The organism is Bartonella sp. ML70XJBT.G (assembly GCF_028618575.1).
Lineage (GTDB): Bacteria > Pseudomonadota > Alphaproteobacteria > Rhizobiales > Rhizobiaceae > Bartonella.
Map to the genome: position 1 here is coordinate 72999 of NZ_JAQITA010000004.1, position 18798 is coordinate 91796.

Genomic DNA, 18798 nt, shown 5'->3' on the forward strand with positions numbered 1-18798 from the left:
TATCTCAAACAATATCCTTTAAATAATGGCAATTGGCATTGCTTCACGCTTTTATTTCTCTCGTTTTTTCATGAAGTCACGACCTTCATGTAAAACAGAACGCCACCCAATTACACATTCACGTGCTTTTTTAAAGAAACATTTCTTAAGACACAAAAGCCTATTTCACGAAACCAACCATGAAGGGTATAACGATCAAGCTATTAGTACCACCATCTTTATACTTGTGGAGAAGCAAACCGGCACCATCCTTATATTTGCCAATTCCCAATGTTGCGACAACCCTTGCCTTTGAGAGCATTCATAAGAGGCATTTTTACTCCTTTCTTGTGTAGTTTTACCCACACGCCAGCCCCGTTTGTGACGTGCAAGCAAGTGATATTAATCGACTAAGAGGATTTGTGATGAGAAAATTTCTCTCGATTCGGAGTTGTGATCCACGTTGAAAAATGATACTTTATCATTATAAATCAATGTGTTGTCATCTTACGAAAAAGAGTTATAATTCTCTTCATTTTCCATAAATAAGGTTTTTCACACAATCATATGCTACGAACCGCACCCTTAGCAGCAGAAGTTGTCATTGCTGCATAAGCTTTGAGAGCCTTTGAGACTTTACGCTCACGCTTCTCAATGGGTTGCCAAGCTGCTTTTCCTTTCGCTTCCATTTTAGCACGACGATGCTTTATCTCAGCGTCATCGACCAACATATGAATGGTACGATTAGGAATATCAATTTCTATGATATCGCCCTCTTCTACCAAAGCAATTTCTCCTCCCTCTGCAGCCTCTGGTGAGATATGTCCTATTGAGAGTCCTGAAGTTCCTCCTGAAAAACGTCCATCCGTTATAAGTGCACAGGCCTTGCCTAATCCTTTCGATTTGAGATAACTTGTTGGATAGAGCATTTCTTGCATTCCCGGTCCACCGCGTGGCCCTTCATAACGAATTAAAACAATATCACCTGATTGAATTTTATTATTTAAGATTGCTGAAACAGCGGAATCTTGGCTTTCAAAAATTCTTGCTGAACCTTTAAAAGTTAAAATTGATTGATCCACACCTGCTGTTTTCACAATACAACCATCTCTGGCAATATTCCCATAAAGAACCGCTAATCCTCCATCTTGCGAATAGGCATGTTCTCTATTACGAATCACACCTTTTTCACGATCAAGATCAAGAGTTTCGTAGCGACAAAATTGACTAAACGCTGTTTGTGTTGGAATCCCCCCTGGCGCTGCACGATAAAATTCATGAACGGTTGTTTCAGCTGTCTGTTTTATATCCCAGTGACAAAGAGCTTCCTTCATCGTTTTTGCATGAACCGTATAAGTAGACGTATCAATCAGTCCGGCAGCATCCAATTCTCCTAAAAGGGCCATAATTCCACCTGCGCGGTGGACATCTTCCATATGCACATTTGCAACAGAAGGAGCAACCTTACACAAAACAGGAATACGACGTGAAAGTCGATCAATATCCGTCATGGTAAAATCTACTTCACCTTCTTGCGCAGCCGCTAAAAGATGTAAAACAGTATTGGTTGATCCTCCCATAGCAATATCTACAGCCATGGCATTTTCAAAAGCCTTGCGTGAGGCAATCGAACGCGGTAAAATTGTCTCATCTTCTTGTTCATAATAACGTTTGACCAATGTAACAATTTGTCTTCCTGCTTCTTCAAAAAGCATTTGGCGATCTCTATGCGTTGCTAATATTGACCCGTTGCCAGGAAGAGAAAGCCCTAATGCTTCGGTTAAACAATTCATAGAATTAGCCGTAAACATTCCTGAACAAGAACCACATGTTGGACAAGCAGCACGCTCCATTTCCGCAATTTCTTGTTCTGAATTATGCTCTGAAGCCGCAGCAACCATGGCATCCACCAAATCAACAGTAAGATTTTGACCTTTCCATTTAATCTTACCTGCTTCCATAGGACCGCCTGAAACAAAAATTGTTGGAATATTCAAGCGTAAAGCAGCCATTAACATACCTGGCGTTATTTTGTCACAATTGGAAATACAGACAAGTGCATCAGCACAATGGGCGTTGACCATATATTCAACAGAATCAGCAATAATTTCACGTGAAGGCAAAGAATAGAGCATTCCATCATGCCCCATCGCAATTCCATCATCTACAGCAATAGTATTAAACTCTTTCGCAACACCGCCAGAAATTGCTATCTGTTGTGCTACCAACTGTCCAAGATCTTTTAAATGGACATGTCCTGGTACAAATTGTGTAAAAGAATTGGCAATAGCAATGATAGGTTTGCCGAAATCAGTCTCTTTCATCCCTGTCGCACGCCAAAGACCGCGAGCCCCTGCCATATTGCGTCCATGAGTCGATATTCTTGAACGGTAAGAAGGCATTATTTTTTCCCCTCAAATAATTCCATTTTCTTTGTTTTGCTGCAATCTCCCCTTAAAAACAAGAGCTCGCCTGCGAAAAATAAAAAAAGCCCGTTATTGAGACAATTAAATCACAAAATTGAAAGCTGCAGCTATTGTTTGTTATCCAAAACATTTTCTGCAAAAATGATCGCTAAAGCTTTTGAAAATCATAAAAGCTATCTTATAAAGAGCTATTGATTTAAGAAATCATATGAGAACAGACTTTCATTTTCGGTATAGAGATATTTGCGCAAACTATAAAATATCACTCATCTGCTCTTGCGCTTTCATAACAATAAATTTCATGAGTATTATCAAAGAAAAGGCATAGAGCGAACTCTTGGAAAGAAGCACTTTATGCAATCATTGAAAATGCTATAGATAAAAATGCGCCCTTCACAGCAGATAAATTCTTTTTATAAATATTGATAGCTTATTGAAAAAACTTTTGATCTTTTGGTGGAGCTAAGCGGGATCGAACCGCTGACCTCTTGCATGCCATGCAAGCGCTCTCCCAGCTGAGCTATAGCCCCATATTAAAGACAGTTATCCCTTAAAAGAAAGGCAAATAACCTGACTGAAATTTTCTAGAACGATAAAAATCGAAGATCAAGAAAAATTTGTATTCAATGAAAAGAATAACCTTCGTTTCTCTTAACTTTTAAGAATCGTCGTCGTTAGAAACACCGCCTCCGAGAATATCGGCAACATCATCATCCTCATCGTCCTCATCGTGGGATAAAAAGGCGTCATCGTCATCACCAAGATCAACATCACCATCCTCCAAATCAGGAAGATCATCATCTTTAGAATCGTCACCATCCTCTTCAAGAAGCATAAAAGCAGATTTCTCAAGTGCTGTATCAAGCTCTTCAGTATCAACATCTTCTTCACTATTTGCTTCAGCTGCTGCAACCTCAAAATAAGAACGTGGATAAGAAATCCCTGTATAAGGTGATACAATAGGGTCGCGATTAAGATCATAAAACTTCTTTCCCGTTTCTGGATCAACACGCTTAGTTCCAAGATCCTGTTTTGCCATGAACCGTGCCTCTTTTGCTTAACTATCATTCCATTAAAAAATAAATTTCATGGTGCTTAATCAAAAAATAATGTCTTTGTCAAAAGATAAATACATCATTCTTCATGGATTTCCTCATGACGCCTCTCAAAGCTTGTGCTAAGGAGGGGATTAATTTCGTAAAATTTAGATAAAATTAAATAGAATTTCTATGCAAAAAGCAATACCTATAACCGCTTACAGATCTACCCATCTTTCTGGAAAAATTAAAATACCAGGAGATAAATCAATTTCTCACCGATCTCTTATATTGGGAGGGCTAGCAACTGGTGAAACACATATTCACGGACTGCTTGAGAGTGATGATGTTTTAAAGACAGCGGCTGCTATGCAAGCTTTGGGCGCTTGTATGCAAAAGAAAAATGATCACTGGATTATACGAGGGACTGGAAATGGTTGCCTTTTAGCACCACAAAACCCTCTCAATTTTGGCAATGCTGGAACGGGTGTTCGCCTCGTTATGGGAATGGTTGGCCCTTATCATATGAAAACAACCTTTATCGGTGATGCCTCTCTTTCCAAACGTCCCATGGGACGTATTCTCGATCCATTACGATCAATGGGTGTTGACGTTACAGCAACCCGTGGAGACCTTCTTCCTTTAACGCTTCATGGTCCCAAAATGGCTAACCCGATTTGCTATCGTGTTCCCATGGCTTCTGCTCAAGTTAAATCTGCGGTCCTGCTTGCTGGTCTTAATACTGCTGGTACCACAACCGTTATTGAACCAATTCCCACGCGAGATCATACGGAGAAGATGCTCAAAGCATTTGGTGCTAAACTTGAAATAGAAACAGATATGGAAGGCACGCGTTTTATTCACCTCAATGGCCAACCACATCTGACCGGACAGCTTCTTGATATCCCAGGCGACCCCTCTTCTGCAGCTTTTCCACTGATCGCCGCCCTTCTTGTAGAGGATTCTGATATCACCATCGAAAATGTTCTTATAAACCCTTCTCGAATAGGGCTTATCGAAACATTATGGGAAATGGGCGCTCAAATTGAACTTTTGAACCAACGCCAAACAGGTGGAGAGGATGTTGCCGATTTGCGCGTTCAATCTTCAACGCTAAAAGGGGTTGTTGTGCCAAAAAAACGAGCCCCATCAATGATTGACGAATATCCCGCTTTAGCGGTAGCAGCAGCCTTTGCTGAAGGCAAAACGATGATGCTCGGAATTGAGGAATTGCGTGTTAAAGAATCAGATCGACTCTCTGCAATCGCAAAAGGACTCAAAATGAATCATGTAGAATGTGAAGAAGGGGAAGACTTTCTCATTGTTCATGGAAAAGGTTCCGGAAAAGGATTGGGTGGTGGAAACGTTACCACATATCTTGATCATCGAATTGCTATGTGCTTTCTGGTTTTTGGACTCGCGTCAGAAAAACCTGTTACCATTGATGATCAAAGAATGATCGCTACCAGTTTTCCAGAATTTATTTCTTTCATCAAACAACTTGGGGGGAAAATCGCTTGAAACCTTTTGTGATCGCAATTGATGGACCAGCCGCTTCAGGAAAAGGAACATTAGCACGCAAAATTGCTAGGCATTATCATCTTCACCATCTCGATACTGGGCTTACTTATCGTGGTGTTGCCTACGCACTTTTACAACAAAAATTCCCTCTCAATGATGAAAAAAGTGCTATCGATTGTGCCAAAGAGCTTGATTTTAACACTTTAAATCCAGTTCTTCTTTCTTGTCATGAACTTGGTGAGGCTGCCTCAAAAATAGCACTTAACTCCGCTGTGCGTGAAACCCTTGTCGAAAAACAACGTGATTTTGCTAAAATTTTACCTGGAAGTGTGCTTGATGGACGTGATATTGGTACTGTTGTTTGCCCCGATGCCGATATTAAGTTTTATGTTTTAGCGGATGTTCAAACACGTGCAAAACGCCGCTATCAGGAGATGGTAGAAAAAGGAAACCAAGCAGATTATCACAAAATCCTTAGCGATCTTGAACAGCGCGATAGACGTGACATAACCCGCAAACAAAGCCCACTGCGACCAGCAAAAAACGCCCACTTGCTTGATACGTCAGAATTGAGTATAGAAGCAACATTTGCAATTGCATGCACTTTTATTGATCCTATCATAAAAGAGCGTATAATTGGATAAAGTTGTAAAGGTGATTTCCGGCCGAGCGCTAATTTTTTTCCTGCATTCAAGGAAAAAGGCGGGAACTTGCCCCATGTTAACACTAACCTAGCGCTTATACCTTTTACAATGAAGGTATGTATCAGGAGTTCTTATGTCACAATACAATCCCACAACAGCGGATTTCGAAGCCCTTCTTATGGAATCCTTTCAAACCAATGATCTTAATGAAGGATCCGTTGTTAAAGGTCGCATTATTGCAATCGAAAAAGACATGGCCATTATTGATGCTGGACTTAAAGTCGAAGGACGTATTCCACTCAAAGAATTTGGAGCTAAAGGAAAAGACGGTTCCTTACAAGTTGGCGATGAAGTTGAAGTTTACATTGAACGCATCGAAAATGCGATGGGTGAAGCTGTTCTGTCACGTGAAAAAGCACGGCGTGAAGAAAGCTGGATTCGGTTGGAAGAAAAATTCAATGCTGGTGTACGCGTTGATGGGGTTATCTTTAGCCAAGTAAAAGGGGGCTTTACGGTCGATCTCGATGGTGCTGTTGCTTTCTTACCCCGCAGCCAAGTTGATATTCGCCCTATCCGTGATGTTTCACCTCTTATGCACAATTCACAATCCTTTGAAATTTTAAAAATGGATCGTCGTCGTGGTAATATTGTTGTTTCACGCCGTACTGTCTTAGAAGAAAGTCGTGCTGAACAACGTTCAGAAATTGTACAAAATCTTGAAGAAAACCAAATTGTTGAAGGTGTGGTTAAAAATATCACTGATTATGGTGCTTTCGTTGATCTTGGTGGAATTGATGGGCTCTTACACGTCACAGATATGGCTTGGCGACGCGTTAATCATCCATCAGAAGTTCTCACCATTGGGCAAACAATTAAAGTCCAGATTATTCGCATAAATCAAGATACACACCGTATCTCTCTTGGCATGAAGCAGCTTGAAAGTGATCCTTGGGAAAGCATCAGTGCGAGATATCCTGTGGGCAAAAAAATTACCGGTGCTGTTACCAACATTACTGATTATGGTGGTTTCGTTGAAATAGAGCCAGGAATCGAAGGATTGATCCACGTCTCTGAAATGAGTTGGACAAAGAAAAATGTTCATCCTGGAAAAATTCTCTCTACATCACAAGAAGTAGAAGTGGTTGTGCTTGAAATTGATCCTTCTAAACGGCGTATTTCTCTTGGCTTAAAACAAACATTTGAAAATCCATGGGTCGCTTTTGCCAATAAATTTCCTGTCAATTCACAAATTGAAGGAGAGGTTAAAAATAAAACAGAATTTGGTCTCTTCATTGGTCTTGAAGGCGATGTTGATGGTATGGTTCATCTCTCTGATCTTGATTGGAATCGCCCTGGTGAACAAGTCATTGATACCTACAATAAAGGAGATATCGTTAAAGCTGTGGTCCTTGATGTTGACGTTGAAAAAGAACGTATCTCTCTTGGAATTAAGCAACTTTCTAGTGATAAAGTTGGAGAAGCAGCAGCAGCAGGTGAACTTCGCAAAGGGGCTGTTGTGACATGTGAAGTGATCGCCGTTAATGATAATGATATTGATGTTAAATTAATTGATCATAACCTTGAAACAACTATTCGCCGTGCTGATCTCGCCCGTGATCGTGATGAACAGCGTCCTGAACGTTTTTCTATTGGTCAAAGAGTTGATGCCCGCATCACCGCATTTGATAAGAAAACACGCAAACTTTCAGTGTCTATCAAAGCTTTAGAAATCGCAGAAGAAAAAGAAGCTGTTGCACAGTACGGTTCTACAGACTCAGGTGCTTCTCTTGGTGATATTCTCGGTGCTGCTTTGAAAAAGCAAGAACAAGATTAATGTTCCATTGTTAAAAGAAATTATCTATAATGTGAGGTCGCTCATTTTTCGGGCGGCCTTTTTTATTTGTTTTAAAAAATTGTTTGCTTATTTCTTCAATTGTATTGTTAAAAATTACAACTATTCTTAAAGAAACAATTTATTTTTTCTTTGAACTGTTCAGTATTAAAATAAAATGCTTACAGCCTATTAAATATGAAGAAACCACATCATTGAATCGAAATAATATGGTATTCACAATATCCTGCATAAAGTATCTTTTTTCTCAACAAACTAAGATTCATCATCTGACTCAAACCAGTGCTCCTCTTCGTTCAACTTATAAATCGCAGGATGAACTTTATAAATTAGGCTATGACATAGCTTCTAAAAAAGAAATCCTCCTTCCTGAATATAAGGGAGAAAATAATTTTCACAAAAGGTTGAATGAAAATGCTAAACTTATTCTCCGTGCCTTTCACACCTGTTATATTGCTGCTCGAAACGATGAAACCATGGCGCCATCTGCTCAATGGCTGCTTGATAATCATTATACCATTGACAAAACGATACAACAACTCCGTCGTAACTTATCTAAGTCTTTCATTAAGCAACTTCCTCTTTATGAACAAAGGGAAGACATACCACGCATTTTTGCGTTAGCTTGGCTTTATATTGCCCATACGGACAGTATATTTTCACAAAAAACACTCACGGCTATGATCAATGGGTTTCAAGAAGTTTGTGCTCTCAAAATTGGTGAATTATGGGCTCTTCCTTCTGTTATACAGATGTTGCTCATCGAAAATGTCCGTCGTCTTGCACTGCGTATTGAACAAACACGCACTATGCGCCAGCTTGCCCATAAAGTTGCTGATAAAATTTCCCTCACTGATAATGAAACAAAATTACATACTCTTTTTACTCGTTATACACCATTCACTGTTTATCCAAGCTTTTCAGCCCATTTATTCTATCGTCTGCGCAGTGCATCTGTGGATTCAACAACCGCATTAAATTGGCTTGAACAGCAATTACAAAACCAAGGCAGTAACCTCGAAATTGCCACAACTGATGAACATATACGCCAAGCAGCAGATGGTGTCACCATGGGCAATATTATCCGTGCACTTAAAGCACTTGGTGATGTTGATTGGGCAGTATGGTTTGAAACTGTTAGTTCTGTAGACTCTATTTTGCATAAAAATAGTGATTTTTCTAAAATTGATGCTCATTCACGCAATATTTATCGACAAGTGATCGAAAAAATCGCTCGCTTTTCACCTCTTAGTGAACAGGAAGTTGCACGAAAAGCGATAGAAATAGCACGTTCTCCTTCTGAAAATACACCTCTGCACTCCTCTGTTGGGTGGTACCTTATTGGTGATGGACGGCATAGTTTTGAAAAAGCATGTGGCTATACTTCACCTTTGCTTATAAAATGGGCACGGTTTTTCTGCTGTTCAAAGATAAGCATTATTACTATTCCTGTTTCTTTTCTCACGCTTATCCTTTTGCTTGCAATCTACGCTCTTTTACAGACATCTGAAACACTCTGGATAACGCTTCTTTTCACTGCTTTAGCGCTGTTTCCTGCTATGGATGCTGCTTTTGCTTTTTTCAACACTGTTGTTTCATGGATTATTCCCTCAAAACAACTCATTGGTTATGAATATAAAAAGGGGATTCCGGAACATGCACGCACAATGGTTGCTGTGCCTACTTTAATCACCTCACGCGACTCTATTGATGAGCAAGTGCGCAATCTTGAAGTGCACTACCTTTCCAATCCCAAAGGCGCCATCCATTTTGCAATCCTCACAGATTGGGTAGATTCTCCCTTAGAGCAAACGCAAGATGATCTTGACTTGCTGTATTACGCGCAAAAGAGTATCGATAAACTTAATTGTCGTTATCATCGTGATGATATCCCTCTTTTTTTCCTTTTACACCGTCGGCGTCTTTATAATCCCAGCGAAAAATGCTGGATGGGATGGGAGCGAAAGCGTGGTAAACTTCATGAACTTAATCTGTTATTAAGAGGTGATAAAAACACCAGCTTTTATCCTCCTAACCCACATCTTCCCATGGATTGCCGTTTTGTTATGACGTTGGATGCAGATACGCGCCTGCCCCCTGAATGTGTCACAAAACTTGTTGGAAAACTGAACCATCCGCTCAACCACCCCACTTTTGATCCTCTCCATGAAAAAATTGTAAAAGGCTATAGCATTTTACAACCCCGTATTACGCCTTCTCTTACCACAGGAAAAGAAACATCCATTTTGCAACGGGTTTTTTCTACCAATCGCGGTATTGATCCTTATGTCTTTGCTGTTTCCGATACCTATCAAGATCTTTTAGGAGAAGGAACTTTTATCGGCAAAGGTCTTTATCATATTGATGCATTTCAGCAAGCACTTAACGGCAAAATCAAAGAAAATACTGTTCTTAGTCATGACCTTTTAGAAGGAGGATATGCACGTACCGCATTGGTGAGTGATGTAGAAGTCATTGAGGATTATCCAATAGCTTATAATGTTGATGTTGCGCGTTATCACCGTTGGGTTCGCGGAGATTGGCAACTCTTGCCTTATCTCTTTTGTCCTCGTCAAATTAGTTCTACGACACGTTGGAAAATACAGGATAATCTGCGCCGTTCTCTCACACCACTGATGTGGCTCATTGCTGCCTTTGCTGGATGGTCTCTTTTGCCATTAAAGAGTGCAATTATTTGGCAAACATTCTTGTTCTTTAGTCTCTTCATTGCACCAATTTTAAGTATCTTACAAACGCTTGTTCCATCCAATATTGGTGATTCTTTACGTGGATATTTTCAATTAATTTTCAATAAAACGACCCTAACTGGCGCAAATATATTTCTTAAAATGACATTTCTTGCTCATTCAGCTTATTTTATGACTGATGCAATTATCCGCACACTTTATCGCATGACGATTTCAAAACAGCACTTGCTTGAATGGAAAACCTCTGCTGCAACAAAATCTATTCCCAATAGCCTTCGCTTCTCTATCTTTACAATGTGGCCAGCAACACTTATGGGTATTCTTGCTATAGCACTTCCTTTCTTTTCCCATAATTTTGCAAGCTTTATTGCCTTACCGTTTGGTCTGACATGGTTTTTTTCACCCTTCATTGCATGGATTGTGAGTCAACCTTCAACATTTCAAGATACTCTTCATAGTTCTTTTGAAGATAAAAAAACACTACGCTCTATTGCACGACAGACATGGCTTTATTATGCAAGTTTTGTCAATGCGCAAAGCAATTATTTGCCCCCCGATAATTTTCAAGAAGACCCTGAACCTCTGATTGCACAACGCACATCTCCGACCAATATTGGGCTTTATCTTCTTTCTGTTATTGCTGCGCGTGACTTTGGCTGGATTAGTTGTCAAGAAACCATTACCCGCATTGAATGTACACTACGTTCTCTTGCTAAAATGAAAAAATTTCGTGGACATCTTTATAACTGGTATGAAACAGATACACTCAAACCTCTTCTACCAACTTATGTATCAACCGTTGATTCAGGAAATCTTGCTGGCCATTTACTGACCCTTGCTTCAGCTTTAAGAGAATGGGCGGAAAAACCTCATGTTTTTATTCAAAGTGATCTGGACGGCTTGCGTGATGTTTATGCTCTTTTGGAAGAAACTGTCAAAGAAATTCCGGATAATCAACCTATTTTACATCCCTTACGTCAACAAATCGAAAAGTACATCAGCAATTTTGATCATTGTATGAGTACTGTCGTAGAAACACCAAACACCATCATTTCTCAGCTTACAGACCTATCCTTTATCGCGCATGATCTTATACACTTAATAGATGAACTTCATCAAAAAGTTCAAACGAAAAAATCTTCTCAAACACTCTCTTGGGCTCAATGTCTTTTAGAAACCTGTAACGCTCACCATCATGATGCTACTGCTGGCTATGACAGTGAAAAATTACGTAAAACATTGAATAGTTTAGCTGTAGAAGCGCGGCAAATTGCCTTGGATATGAAATTTGACTTTTTAGAACAACCTGAACGTCATCTTTTGTCTATTGGGTATCGTGTGCAAGAAAATAAACTCGATGAAAATTGTTATGATTTACTCGCCTCAGAAGCGCGCCTTGCAAGTCTTTTTGCCATCGCAAAAGGCGATATAAAAGTAAAACATTGGTTTCATCTTGGTCGACTCCTCGTCCCCATTGGTTGGAAAGGTGCATTGTTATCATGGTCTGGCTCCATGTTCGAATATCTCATGCCTTCCCTTGTTATGCACGAACCTTTGGGATCTCTCCTCGATCAAACCAATCGACTGATTATTCATGATCAAATACAATACGCCTATAAACGTGGAGTCCCTTGGGGAATTTCAGAAGCAGCATTTAACGCTCGTGATCAGTTAATGAATTACCAATATGCTCATTTTGGTGTTCCAAGCCTCGGACTCCAACGTGGTCTCTCACGCAATACCGTTATTGCTCCCTATGCTAGTCTTTTAGCAGCACAATATGTTCCTGACCAAACCGTGACCAATTTAAAACATCTCCGTGATCTTGGAGCTTTAGGAACATATGGTTATTACGATTCTCTTGATTTCACCCCCTCACGCGTGAAAACAGGAGAAAAATACGCTGTAGTACGCAATTATTATGCGCATCATCATGGCATGTCCATTCTTGCTATCGATAATGTTATTTTTCAAGGGCGGATGCGTGATCGCTTTCATAGTGACCCAATCATTGAAGCAATCCAATTTTTATTACAGGAAAGAGCACCACATCAAATTCCTATCATTCATAGCAAAGTTATTCATCGCATGCGTAACAATTATCAAGAATTCAACGATGCTCCTTTGCGTATTATCAAAAACCCGCTGCTTAAACCACGTGAAACTTTGCTCTTGTCCAATGGTTCCTATTCTACAATGTTGACAGCCAACGGTTCTGGTTACAGTCGTTGGCATGATTATGCGATTACACGCTTTATTCCCGATGCAACAGAAGATCAACAAGGAACTTTGTTCTTTCTCCGTGATATAGAGAATGGTCGTTGGTGGTCTGTGACTGGTGAGCCAACACGCGTTGTCGGAGAAGATGCAGTCTGCATTTTTACAGATGAAAAAGCTGAATATACAAAAATGGTTGATGGTATCAAATCAACACTTGAATGTCTTATTACCTCTGAAGGATGTGGTGAAGGCAGACGTCTTCAACTTATTAATACAACAAACAAAGACCGTATCATTGAAGTGACCTCTTATGGTGAACTCGCCCTCGCAACAATGGATGCAGATCAAGCACATCCTGCTTTCTCGCGGATGTTTATAGAAACAGAAATTGCTAACGGGAGAAGGACAATTTTTGCTAAGAGGCGCAAACGCTCTCCCCATGATCCTGAAATCCACATTGCCCATTTTGTGACTGGTGATAATATCCAAGAAACAGAAGCTGAAACGGATCGCTTGCAGTTTATTGGTCGAGGACGATCTATTCATCGACCTGCTGCATTTGACCACAATGCGCATTTTCGCAATAGTCAAGGTTGTGTGCTTGATCCCATTATCTCACTGCGATGCCGTGTAAAAATTCCAGCACATGAAAAAGTTGAACTGATTTTTTGGACTTTTGCTGCTCATGCAAAAGAAACACTGCACAATTATATTAAACATTATCGGCAGCCCAATATATTCCAGCAAGAATTTTCAATGGCATGGACACGCTCGCAAGTCTCGCTCTATCAAAGTGGTATCAGCCTTAAAGAAGCTATTACCTATCAAAAATATGCAACACCACTTATTTATCTTGATCGAACATGGCGTCTTTCTTCAAAAAACTTAGCAAAAAATCTTGGTAAACAATCTGATCTTTGGCCAATGTCACTTTCAGGAGACATTCCGCTCTGTCTTCTCAGATTAGATAATGAGGGAGATATCACTGTTCTACGTGAACTTCTCAAAGCACATGAATATTGGCGTATGCGTGGACTTATTGTTGATCTTGTCATTCTTAATGAACAAGCATTTTCCTACATACAAAATACACAACATGCTATTGAATGGGTATGCGAATCCTATCGCCATCACATTCATGATACAGATGAACGCCAACATATTTTCACTCTTCGGCGTGATCAAATGAATGAACAGAGTTTTCAAACTCTTCTTGCTTCAGCACGCATTATTCTTGATGCTCAAAATGGATCTTTGTCTGAACAACTCAAACAACTTGACAATAATGACTTTGATCTCACCATCCATAAAGAACATCAAGAATCCTATTATCAATTAAACGAGCAAAAACATCATCAAGAACGACAAAGTATCATATCAAAGGAGCAAAGCCTCTTTGCTTCTCTTGGTCTTATCGGTCAACAAAAAATTTCACCTCTCCCCATTGATGGAAATGACCTAAAATATTGGAATGGTTATGGTGGATTTAATCATCATAATCATTATGTGGTACGTCTTCATGGGCATACCACCACACCACAACCATGGATTAACATCATTGCTCATAAAAACTTTGGCTTCCATGTCTCTGCTGAAGGAGCGCTCTTTACTTGGGCAAATAATAGCCGTGATTATCAACTAACCCCTTGGAGTAATGATCCCATTTCTAACCGTCCAGGAGAAGCACTTTATCTTGTAGACCGCCTTTCTTTAAAACGGTTCTCACCCGTTTCTGCCGTTGAATGTGATGAAAATGTTGTCTATGAGGCTTGCCATGGTTTTGGATTTTCAACCTTTAAATCTACACATACAGAGATCGCCTTAGAGCTCACCCATATACTCGATCCAGAAAAACCAGTACGTCTTTCACGACTCACCCTTAAAAATAACGGGAAAAAATCACGCAGTTTACGCCTTTATAATTATGTTGAATGGGTTTTGGGCAATGTCCGTACAAAATATGCACCTTTCATACTCCCCTATTATGATCCTATACGTGGTGCACATTTTATCCAAAATCCCTACCACATCGACAAATCTCAACAAGTGGCATTTTTATCTGCTTCCCAATTACCAACAAGTACGACTACTGATCGCACTGAATTTATCGGTGTAACGGGAACAGTGATACATCCTCACGCGATCCGTAAAGCCAATGCTCTTTCAAATACAGTTGAAGCAGGATGTGATCCTTGTTCAGCATTTTCCTATGATATTGATCTTCTCCCAGGACAAACAAAAGAAATCGTTTTCTATCTTGGCAATGCTGAAAATAGGCAAGAAGCGGAAAATTTACTAGACAAGGTGCGTGCAAGCGATTTTGAAATTTTGCTCACACAACAAAAACAGCAATGGGATGATTTTGTTTCTCCATTCCAAGTTAAAACACCTGACCCCTCTTTTGATCTTATGGTCAATCATTGGCTTCCTTATCAAATTTACGCTTGCCGTATGATGGCACGCGCTGCCTTTTATCAAGCAAGTGGTGCATTTGGCTTTCGCGACCAGTTACAAGACAGCTTGTCCTTATTATTATTGAACCCGAAACTGGCGCGTGAACAATTGTTAAACGCCGCAGCACATCAATTTCTCGAAGGCGATGTACAACATTGGTGGTTGCCTGATACAAACGCCGGTGTTCGCACGCGTATTTCTGATGATATTGTTTGGCTTGCTTATGGCACAGCACTTTATGTCAACACCACTGGTGATAGCATATTTCTTGATACCCCTATTGCTTTTATTGAAGGAGATTCTCTTAACAATGAACAACAAGACGCTTATTTTAAGCCCATACAATCCTTAAAGGTTGCAACAATTTATGAACATTGTGCTTTGGCTTTAGATCTTGCTATCAAACGCTGTGGACCACACGGACTTCCTCTTATTTTAGGCGGCGATTGGAATGATGGCATGAATTTGGTAGGTATTAAAGGAAAAGGGGAAAGCACGTGGTTGGGATGGTTTCTTGGTACTACACTCCAAGCATTTATCCCCCTTGCCCAAAAACGGAGTGACAACACCCGTGTTGAGACATGGCGTGCATATCTTGAACGTTTAACCAAATCCTTAGAAGAAAACGGTTGGGATGGTGCTTGGTATCGGCGTGGTTATTTTGATGATGGTACACCTCTTGGCTCTCAAATCAATGATGAATGCAAAATTGATACCATTGCTCAATCTTGGGCTGTTATTTCGCAAATGGCATCGCTTGAGCGCCAAAAACAAGCAATGGCATCAATGCTTGAACAGCTGTATGACGAAAAATGCGGTCTTATACGTCTTTTCTGGCCACCTTTTGATAAATCTCCTCTCGAACCCGGTTATATAAAAGGTTATCCTCCAGGTATTCGAGAAAATGGTGGTCAATATACGCATGGTGCCATTTGGAGTATTTTGGCGCTTGCCCAAATGGGTGAAAGCGATAAAGCTTATGCTTTATTTTCTGCCATTAACCCGATTACCCACGGGCAAAATCCTGAAATTTATCGTGTGGAACCTTATGTTATGGCCGCAGATATTTACGCCGTTGAACCATATCGTGGACAAGGAGGTTGGACATGGTATACAGGCTCAGCAGGCTGGTTCTACCGCGCCGCAACACAAGCCATTCTTGGGATTAATCGTCAAGATGATCAATTATTCTTAGAGCCACATTTACCTTCTTCATGGTCTGAATATGAAGCAAAAATGAAATTTTATGATGCCATTTATACCATCACCGTAAAATGGGGAGTTGAAAATATGCTTCATGTTGATGATAAAAAATATGCTCATACTCAAGCAAGAATAAAATTGGAAAAAACAGGAAAACATGAAATCATATGCGTTCTTCAATCCTCAAAACAGAAAAGATAAAAGGCTTTTTTTTATTCTTGCTCAAGACCTTAGAGTTGTTATAGTTTTTCTCATTCCTATATGTATTTTGTTGGCCTATGTGGATTTTGTTGGAGCACAATAATTTTATATTCTGTAAGACTGAAAGAACGAGGGTTATGAATCATCCAGATATTGCGAGGCGTGTATACAATCACACTTGGAAACTTGATCCTATTATTCGTTCATTGCTCGATACGGATTTTTATAAACTTCTTATGGTACAGATGATCTGGGGGCTTTATCCTCATGTCAATGTTACTTTCTCCCTTATAAACCGCAGCAAAACAATACGTCTTGCCGATGATATTGATGAAAGTGAACTGCGTGCTCAACTTGATCACGCCTTGAGCTTGCGCTTTACAAAAAAAGAAATGATTTGGCTTGCTGGTAATACATTTTATGGGCGTAAACAAATTTTCGAACCAGATTTTCTTCATTGGCTTGAGAACTTTCAACTCCCAGAATATGAACTTACCCGCAAAGATGGTCAATATATCCTTCATTTTCATGGTCCGTGGGCTCATAGTTCCATGTGGGAAATCCCCGCTCTTGCTATTATCAGTGAATTACGTTCACGTGCCGCTATGAAAAACCTCGATCGTTTTGCTCTCGATGTGCTTTATGCACGCGCTAAAGCAAAAATGTGGAGTAAAGTTGAACGCCTTAAAAAATTACCTGATATTAAAATATCTGATTTTGGTACAAGGCGTCGTCATTCCTTTTTATGGCAACGCTGGTGTGTTGAAGCATTAAAAGAAGGTATTGGCAATTCTTTTACCGGAACTTCTAATGTTCTTTTAGCCATGGATACAGATTTAGAAGCTCTTGGAACCAATGCCCATGAATTGCCCATGGTTATTGCTGCTCTTGCAGAAAATGATGATGATCTACACAGAGCACCCTATAAAGTCTTGCAAGATTGGAATCGCTATTACGGTGGAAATCTCCTCATTGTTTTGCCCGATACCTTTGGCACAGAAGCATTTTTGCGCAATGCACCAGATTGGGTCTCTGACTGGACAGGGTTTAGGCCTGACAGTGCTCCTCCCATCGAGGGAGGTGAACGCATTCTTCAATGGTGGAAGGAAAAGGGAAAAGATCCACAGGAAAAATTATTGATTTTTTCTGATGCACTTGACGTCGATACAATCGAAAAAACCTATCACCACTTCCATGGAAGAGTACGCATGAGTTTTGGCTGGGGAACAGACTTGACGAATGATTTTGCAGGATGTTCCCCCCAAGAAATTGCAACTTTTGATGCCCTGTCCCTTGTTTGTAAAGTCACCCATGCTAATGGTCGACCAGCCGTAAAACTTTCAGATAATCCTGAAAAAACCATTGGTGATCCACAAGAAGTACAGCGTTACCTCAATTTTTTTGGCAATGAAAAACGTATTGCGAGATCTATAAAAACTTAGCTGCTTGCTAATTTAAAAAATGAATATATTGATACCGTGATCATTTACCATTCCCTATTTGGAATGAGAATACAACGTAAAACAATTTCTTATTTCAAGTGTTTTCCATTATATAAAAAAAATCTGTTACTTGTTTGTCATAAAAAGAATGAATCTATGCATAAAAACTTTTTGAAAAGAGACTTGATTACTTTCTCTCAACTCTCTGTAAGGCAAAAATACTTATAACATGAGAACAGGCTTCAGATAATCGCTGGTCTGTTACTTTATAAATAAAAAAATGATGACGTTTAAAAGAGCTCTCATTATTCATACTATTCATAGAAAATATTGAAAACTAAAAGAGGATAAAGTACATCACTGATGGATAGGGCCAAGGTAGATTTTAGTCATCATTTACTTGCAAAAATACCCCCTCTGAAAGCTGCTCTCATTTCTTATCAATGTATTTTACGCATATTGAGTTATAAGGTATTTGCAGATAATCTTTTTTTTATAAAATTATTTCACCCACATGTTATCTTATCATAAATTATCCTAAAAGCATTCTCTTATAGATATCTTTGTTATGTAAGCATCTCCCTCAAATTTTGGAGTTAAAAAACTATCACATAACTCTCACAAATCTGCGAAAATCAAAAAACTGCTCGGTTTATAACTCCTTTACTTTCTATCACTACGAAGATGGACGCGTTAAGATATAAAGAACAATAAACAGTAAAAGTGCAGCAACCAATAAAGCAAGCCACAAAGCAGGATGCGTTATCACTAAAAAAGATAAAAAACCACCTGCTATACTCACCAATGCCAAAATTTTAACAAATGTGGAAATAGCTCTCTTTTCCTCCCATTGCTTAATGGGTGGGCCAAAAACGCGATGATTATTCAGCCAACGATGAAAACGTGGCGATGAACGAGCAAAACACCATGAAGCAATTAATAAAAACGGCACAGTTGGCATAATAGGTAATACTATACCGATAATTGCCAATATAATCATTGCCCAACCTGCTACATAATAGCAAATACGCAAGGGGTGAGATATTTTAAAATCTTTTTTCATCCTCTCGTACTATTTCTCTCCATATTTTCCTGCTTTTGCATGCTCTAG

8 protein-coding genes, 1 tRNA gene and 1 pseudogene are annotated in these 18798 nt (G+C 39.6%); 5 read left to right on the top strand and 5 right to left on the bottom strand.

Annotation, left to right across the window (positions count from 1 at the left end):
* Window positions 1-7 precede the first annotated feature (7 nt).
* The 4 genes and pseudogenes from PVV64_RS10495 to PVV64_RS03120 all read right to left on the bottom strand — a co-directional run.
* A pseudogene (locus PVV64_RS10495) lies at window positions 8-314 on the bottom strand (integrase); the annotation flags it as partial.
* A gap of 228 nt (window positions 315-542) precedes the next feature.
* Window positions 543-2381: a dihydroxy-acid dehydratase gene (gene ilvD / locus PVV64_RS03110; RefSeq protein WP_273759747.1), complete on the bottom strand. Its 1839-nt coding sequence runs from the start codon at window positions 2379-2381 to the stop codon at window positions 543-545.
* 478 nt (window positions 2382-2859) lie between these two features.
* Window positions 2860-2935 (bottom strand) — tRNA-Ala (locus PVV64_RS03115).
* A gap of 128 nt (window positions 2936-3063) precedes the next feature.
* A complete protein-coding gene (locus PVV64_RS03120) occupies window positions 3064-3444 on the bottom strand; it encodes a TIGR02300 family protein (protein ID WP_273720221.1) in 381 nt (126 codons plus the stop codon).
* Window positions 3445-3634: 190 nt separating this feature from the next.
* On the opposite strand from PVV64_RS03120, the gene aroA reads away from it, so the two are divergent.
* From aroA to pncB, 5 genes are all read left to right on the top strand, one after another.
* Entirely contained in the window at window positions 3635-4963 is a 1329-nt protein-coding gene (aroA, locus tag PVV64_RS03125; RefSeq protein WP_273759748.1) for a 3-phosphoshikimate 1-carboxyvinyltransferase, read from the top strand.
* Window positions 4960-5607 (top strand): (d)CMP kinase, encoded by a 648-nt coding sequence (cmk, locus tag PVV64_RS03130; protein WP_273759749.1) that lies wholly within the window; start codon window positions 4960-4962, stop codon window positions 5605-5607. Before aroA ends, cmk begins: the two co-directional genes overlap by 4 nt.
* Before the next feature lie 133 nt (window positions 5608-5740).
* Window positions 5741-7441 (top strand): 30S ribosomal protein S1, encoded by a 1701-nt coding sequence (gene rpsA / locus PVV64_RS03135; RefSeq protein ID WP_273720226.1) that lies wholly within the window; start codon window positions 5741-5743, stop codon window positions 7439-7441.
* Between the two features lie 227 nt (window positions 7442-7668).
* On the top strand, window positions 7669-16245 hold the full coding sequence (locus tag PVV64_RS03140) for a GH36-type glycosyl hydrolase domain-containing protein (RefSeq protein WP_273759750.1): 8577 nt from the start codon (window positions 7669-7671) through the stop codon (window positions 16243-16245).
* A 137-nt stretch (window positions 16246-16382) separates the two neighbouring features.
* On the top strand, window positions 16383-17687 hold the full coding sequence (gene pncB, locus PVV64_RS03145; RefSeq protein WP_273759751.1) for a nicotinate phosphoribosyltransferase: 1305 nt from the start codon (window positions 16383-16385) through the stop codon (window positions 17685-17687).
* A 676-nt stretch (window positions 17688-18363) separates the two neighbouring features.
* Here pncB and PVV64_RS03150 read toward each other — a convergent pair.
* Window positions 18364-18750: a YbaN family protein gene (locus PVV64_RS03150; protein WP_273759752.1), complete on the bottom strand. Its 387-nt coding sequence runs from the start codon at window positions 18748-18750 to the stop codon at window positions 18364-18366.
* Window positions 18751-18798: the final 48 nt, after the last annotated feature.

What these genes read in the sequence shown, in the direction of transcription:
- PVV64_RS03150 (WP_273759752.1), bottom strand. Translation starts at nt 18,750, where the DNA reads ATGAAAAAAGATTTTAAAATATCTCACCCCTTGCGTATTTGCTATTAT.
- pncB (WP_273759751.1), top strand. Translation starts at nt 16,383, where the DNA reads ATGAATCATCCAGATATTGCGAGGCGTGTATACAATCACACTTGGAAA.
- rpsA (WP_273720226.1), top strand. Translation starts at nt 5,741, where the DNA reads ATGTCACAATACAATCCCACAACAGCGGATTTCGAAGCCCTTCTTATG.
- ilvD (WP_273759747.1), bottom strand. Translation starts at nt 2,381, where the DNA reads ATGCCTTCTTACCGTTCAAGAATATCGACTCATGGACGCAATATGGCA.
- aroA (WP_273759748.1), top strand. Translation starts at nt 3,635, where the DNA reads ATGCAAAAAGCAATACCTATAACCGCTTACAGATCTACCCATCTTTCT.
- PVV64_RS03140 (WP_273759750.1), top strand. Translation starts at nt 7,669, where the DNA reads ATGGTATTCACAATATCCTGCATAAAGTATCTTTTTTCTCAACAAACT.
- PVV64_RS03120 (WP_273720221.1), bottom strand. Translation starts at nt 3,444, where the DNA reads ATGGCAAAACAGGATCTTGGAACTAAGCGTGTTGATCCAGAAACGGGA.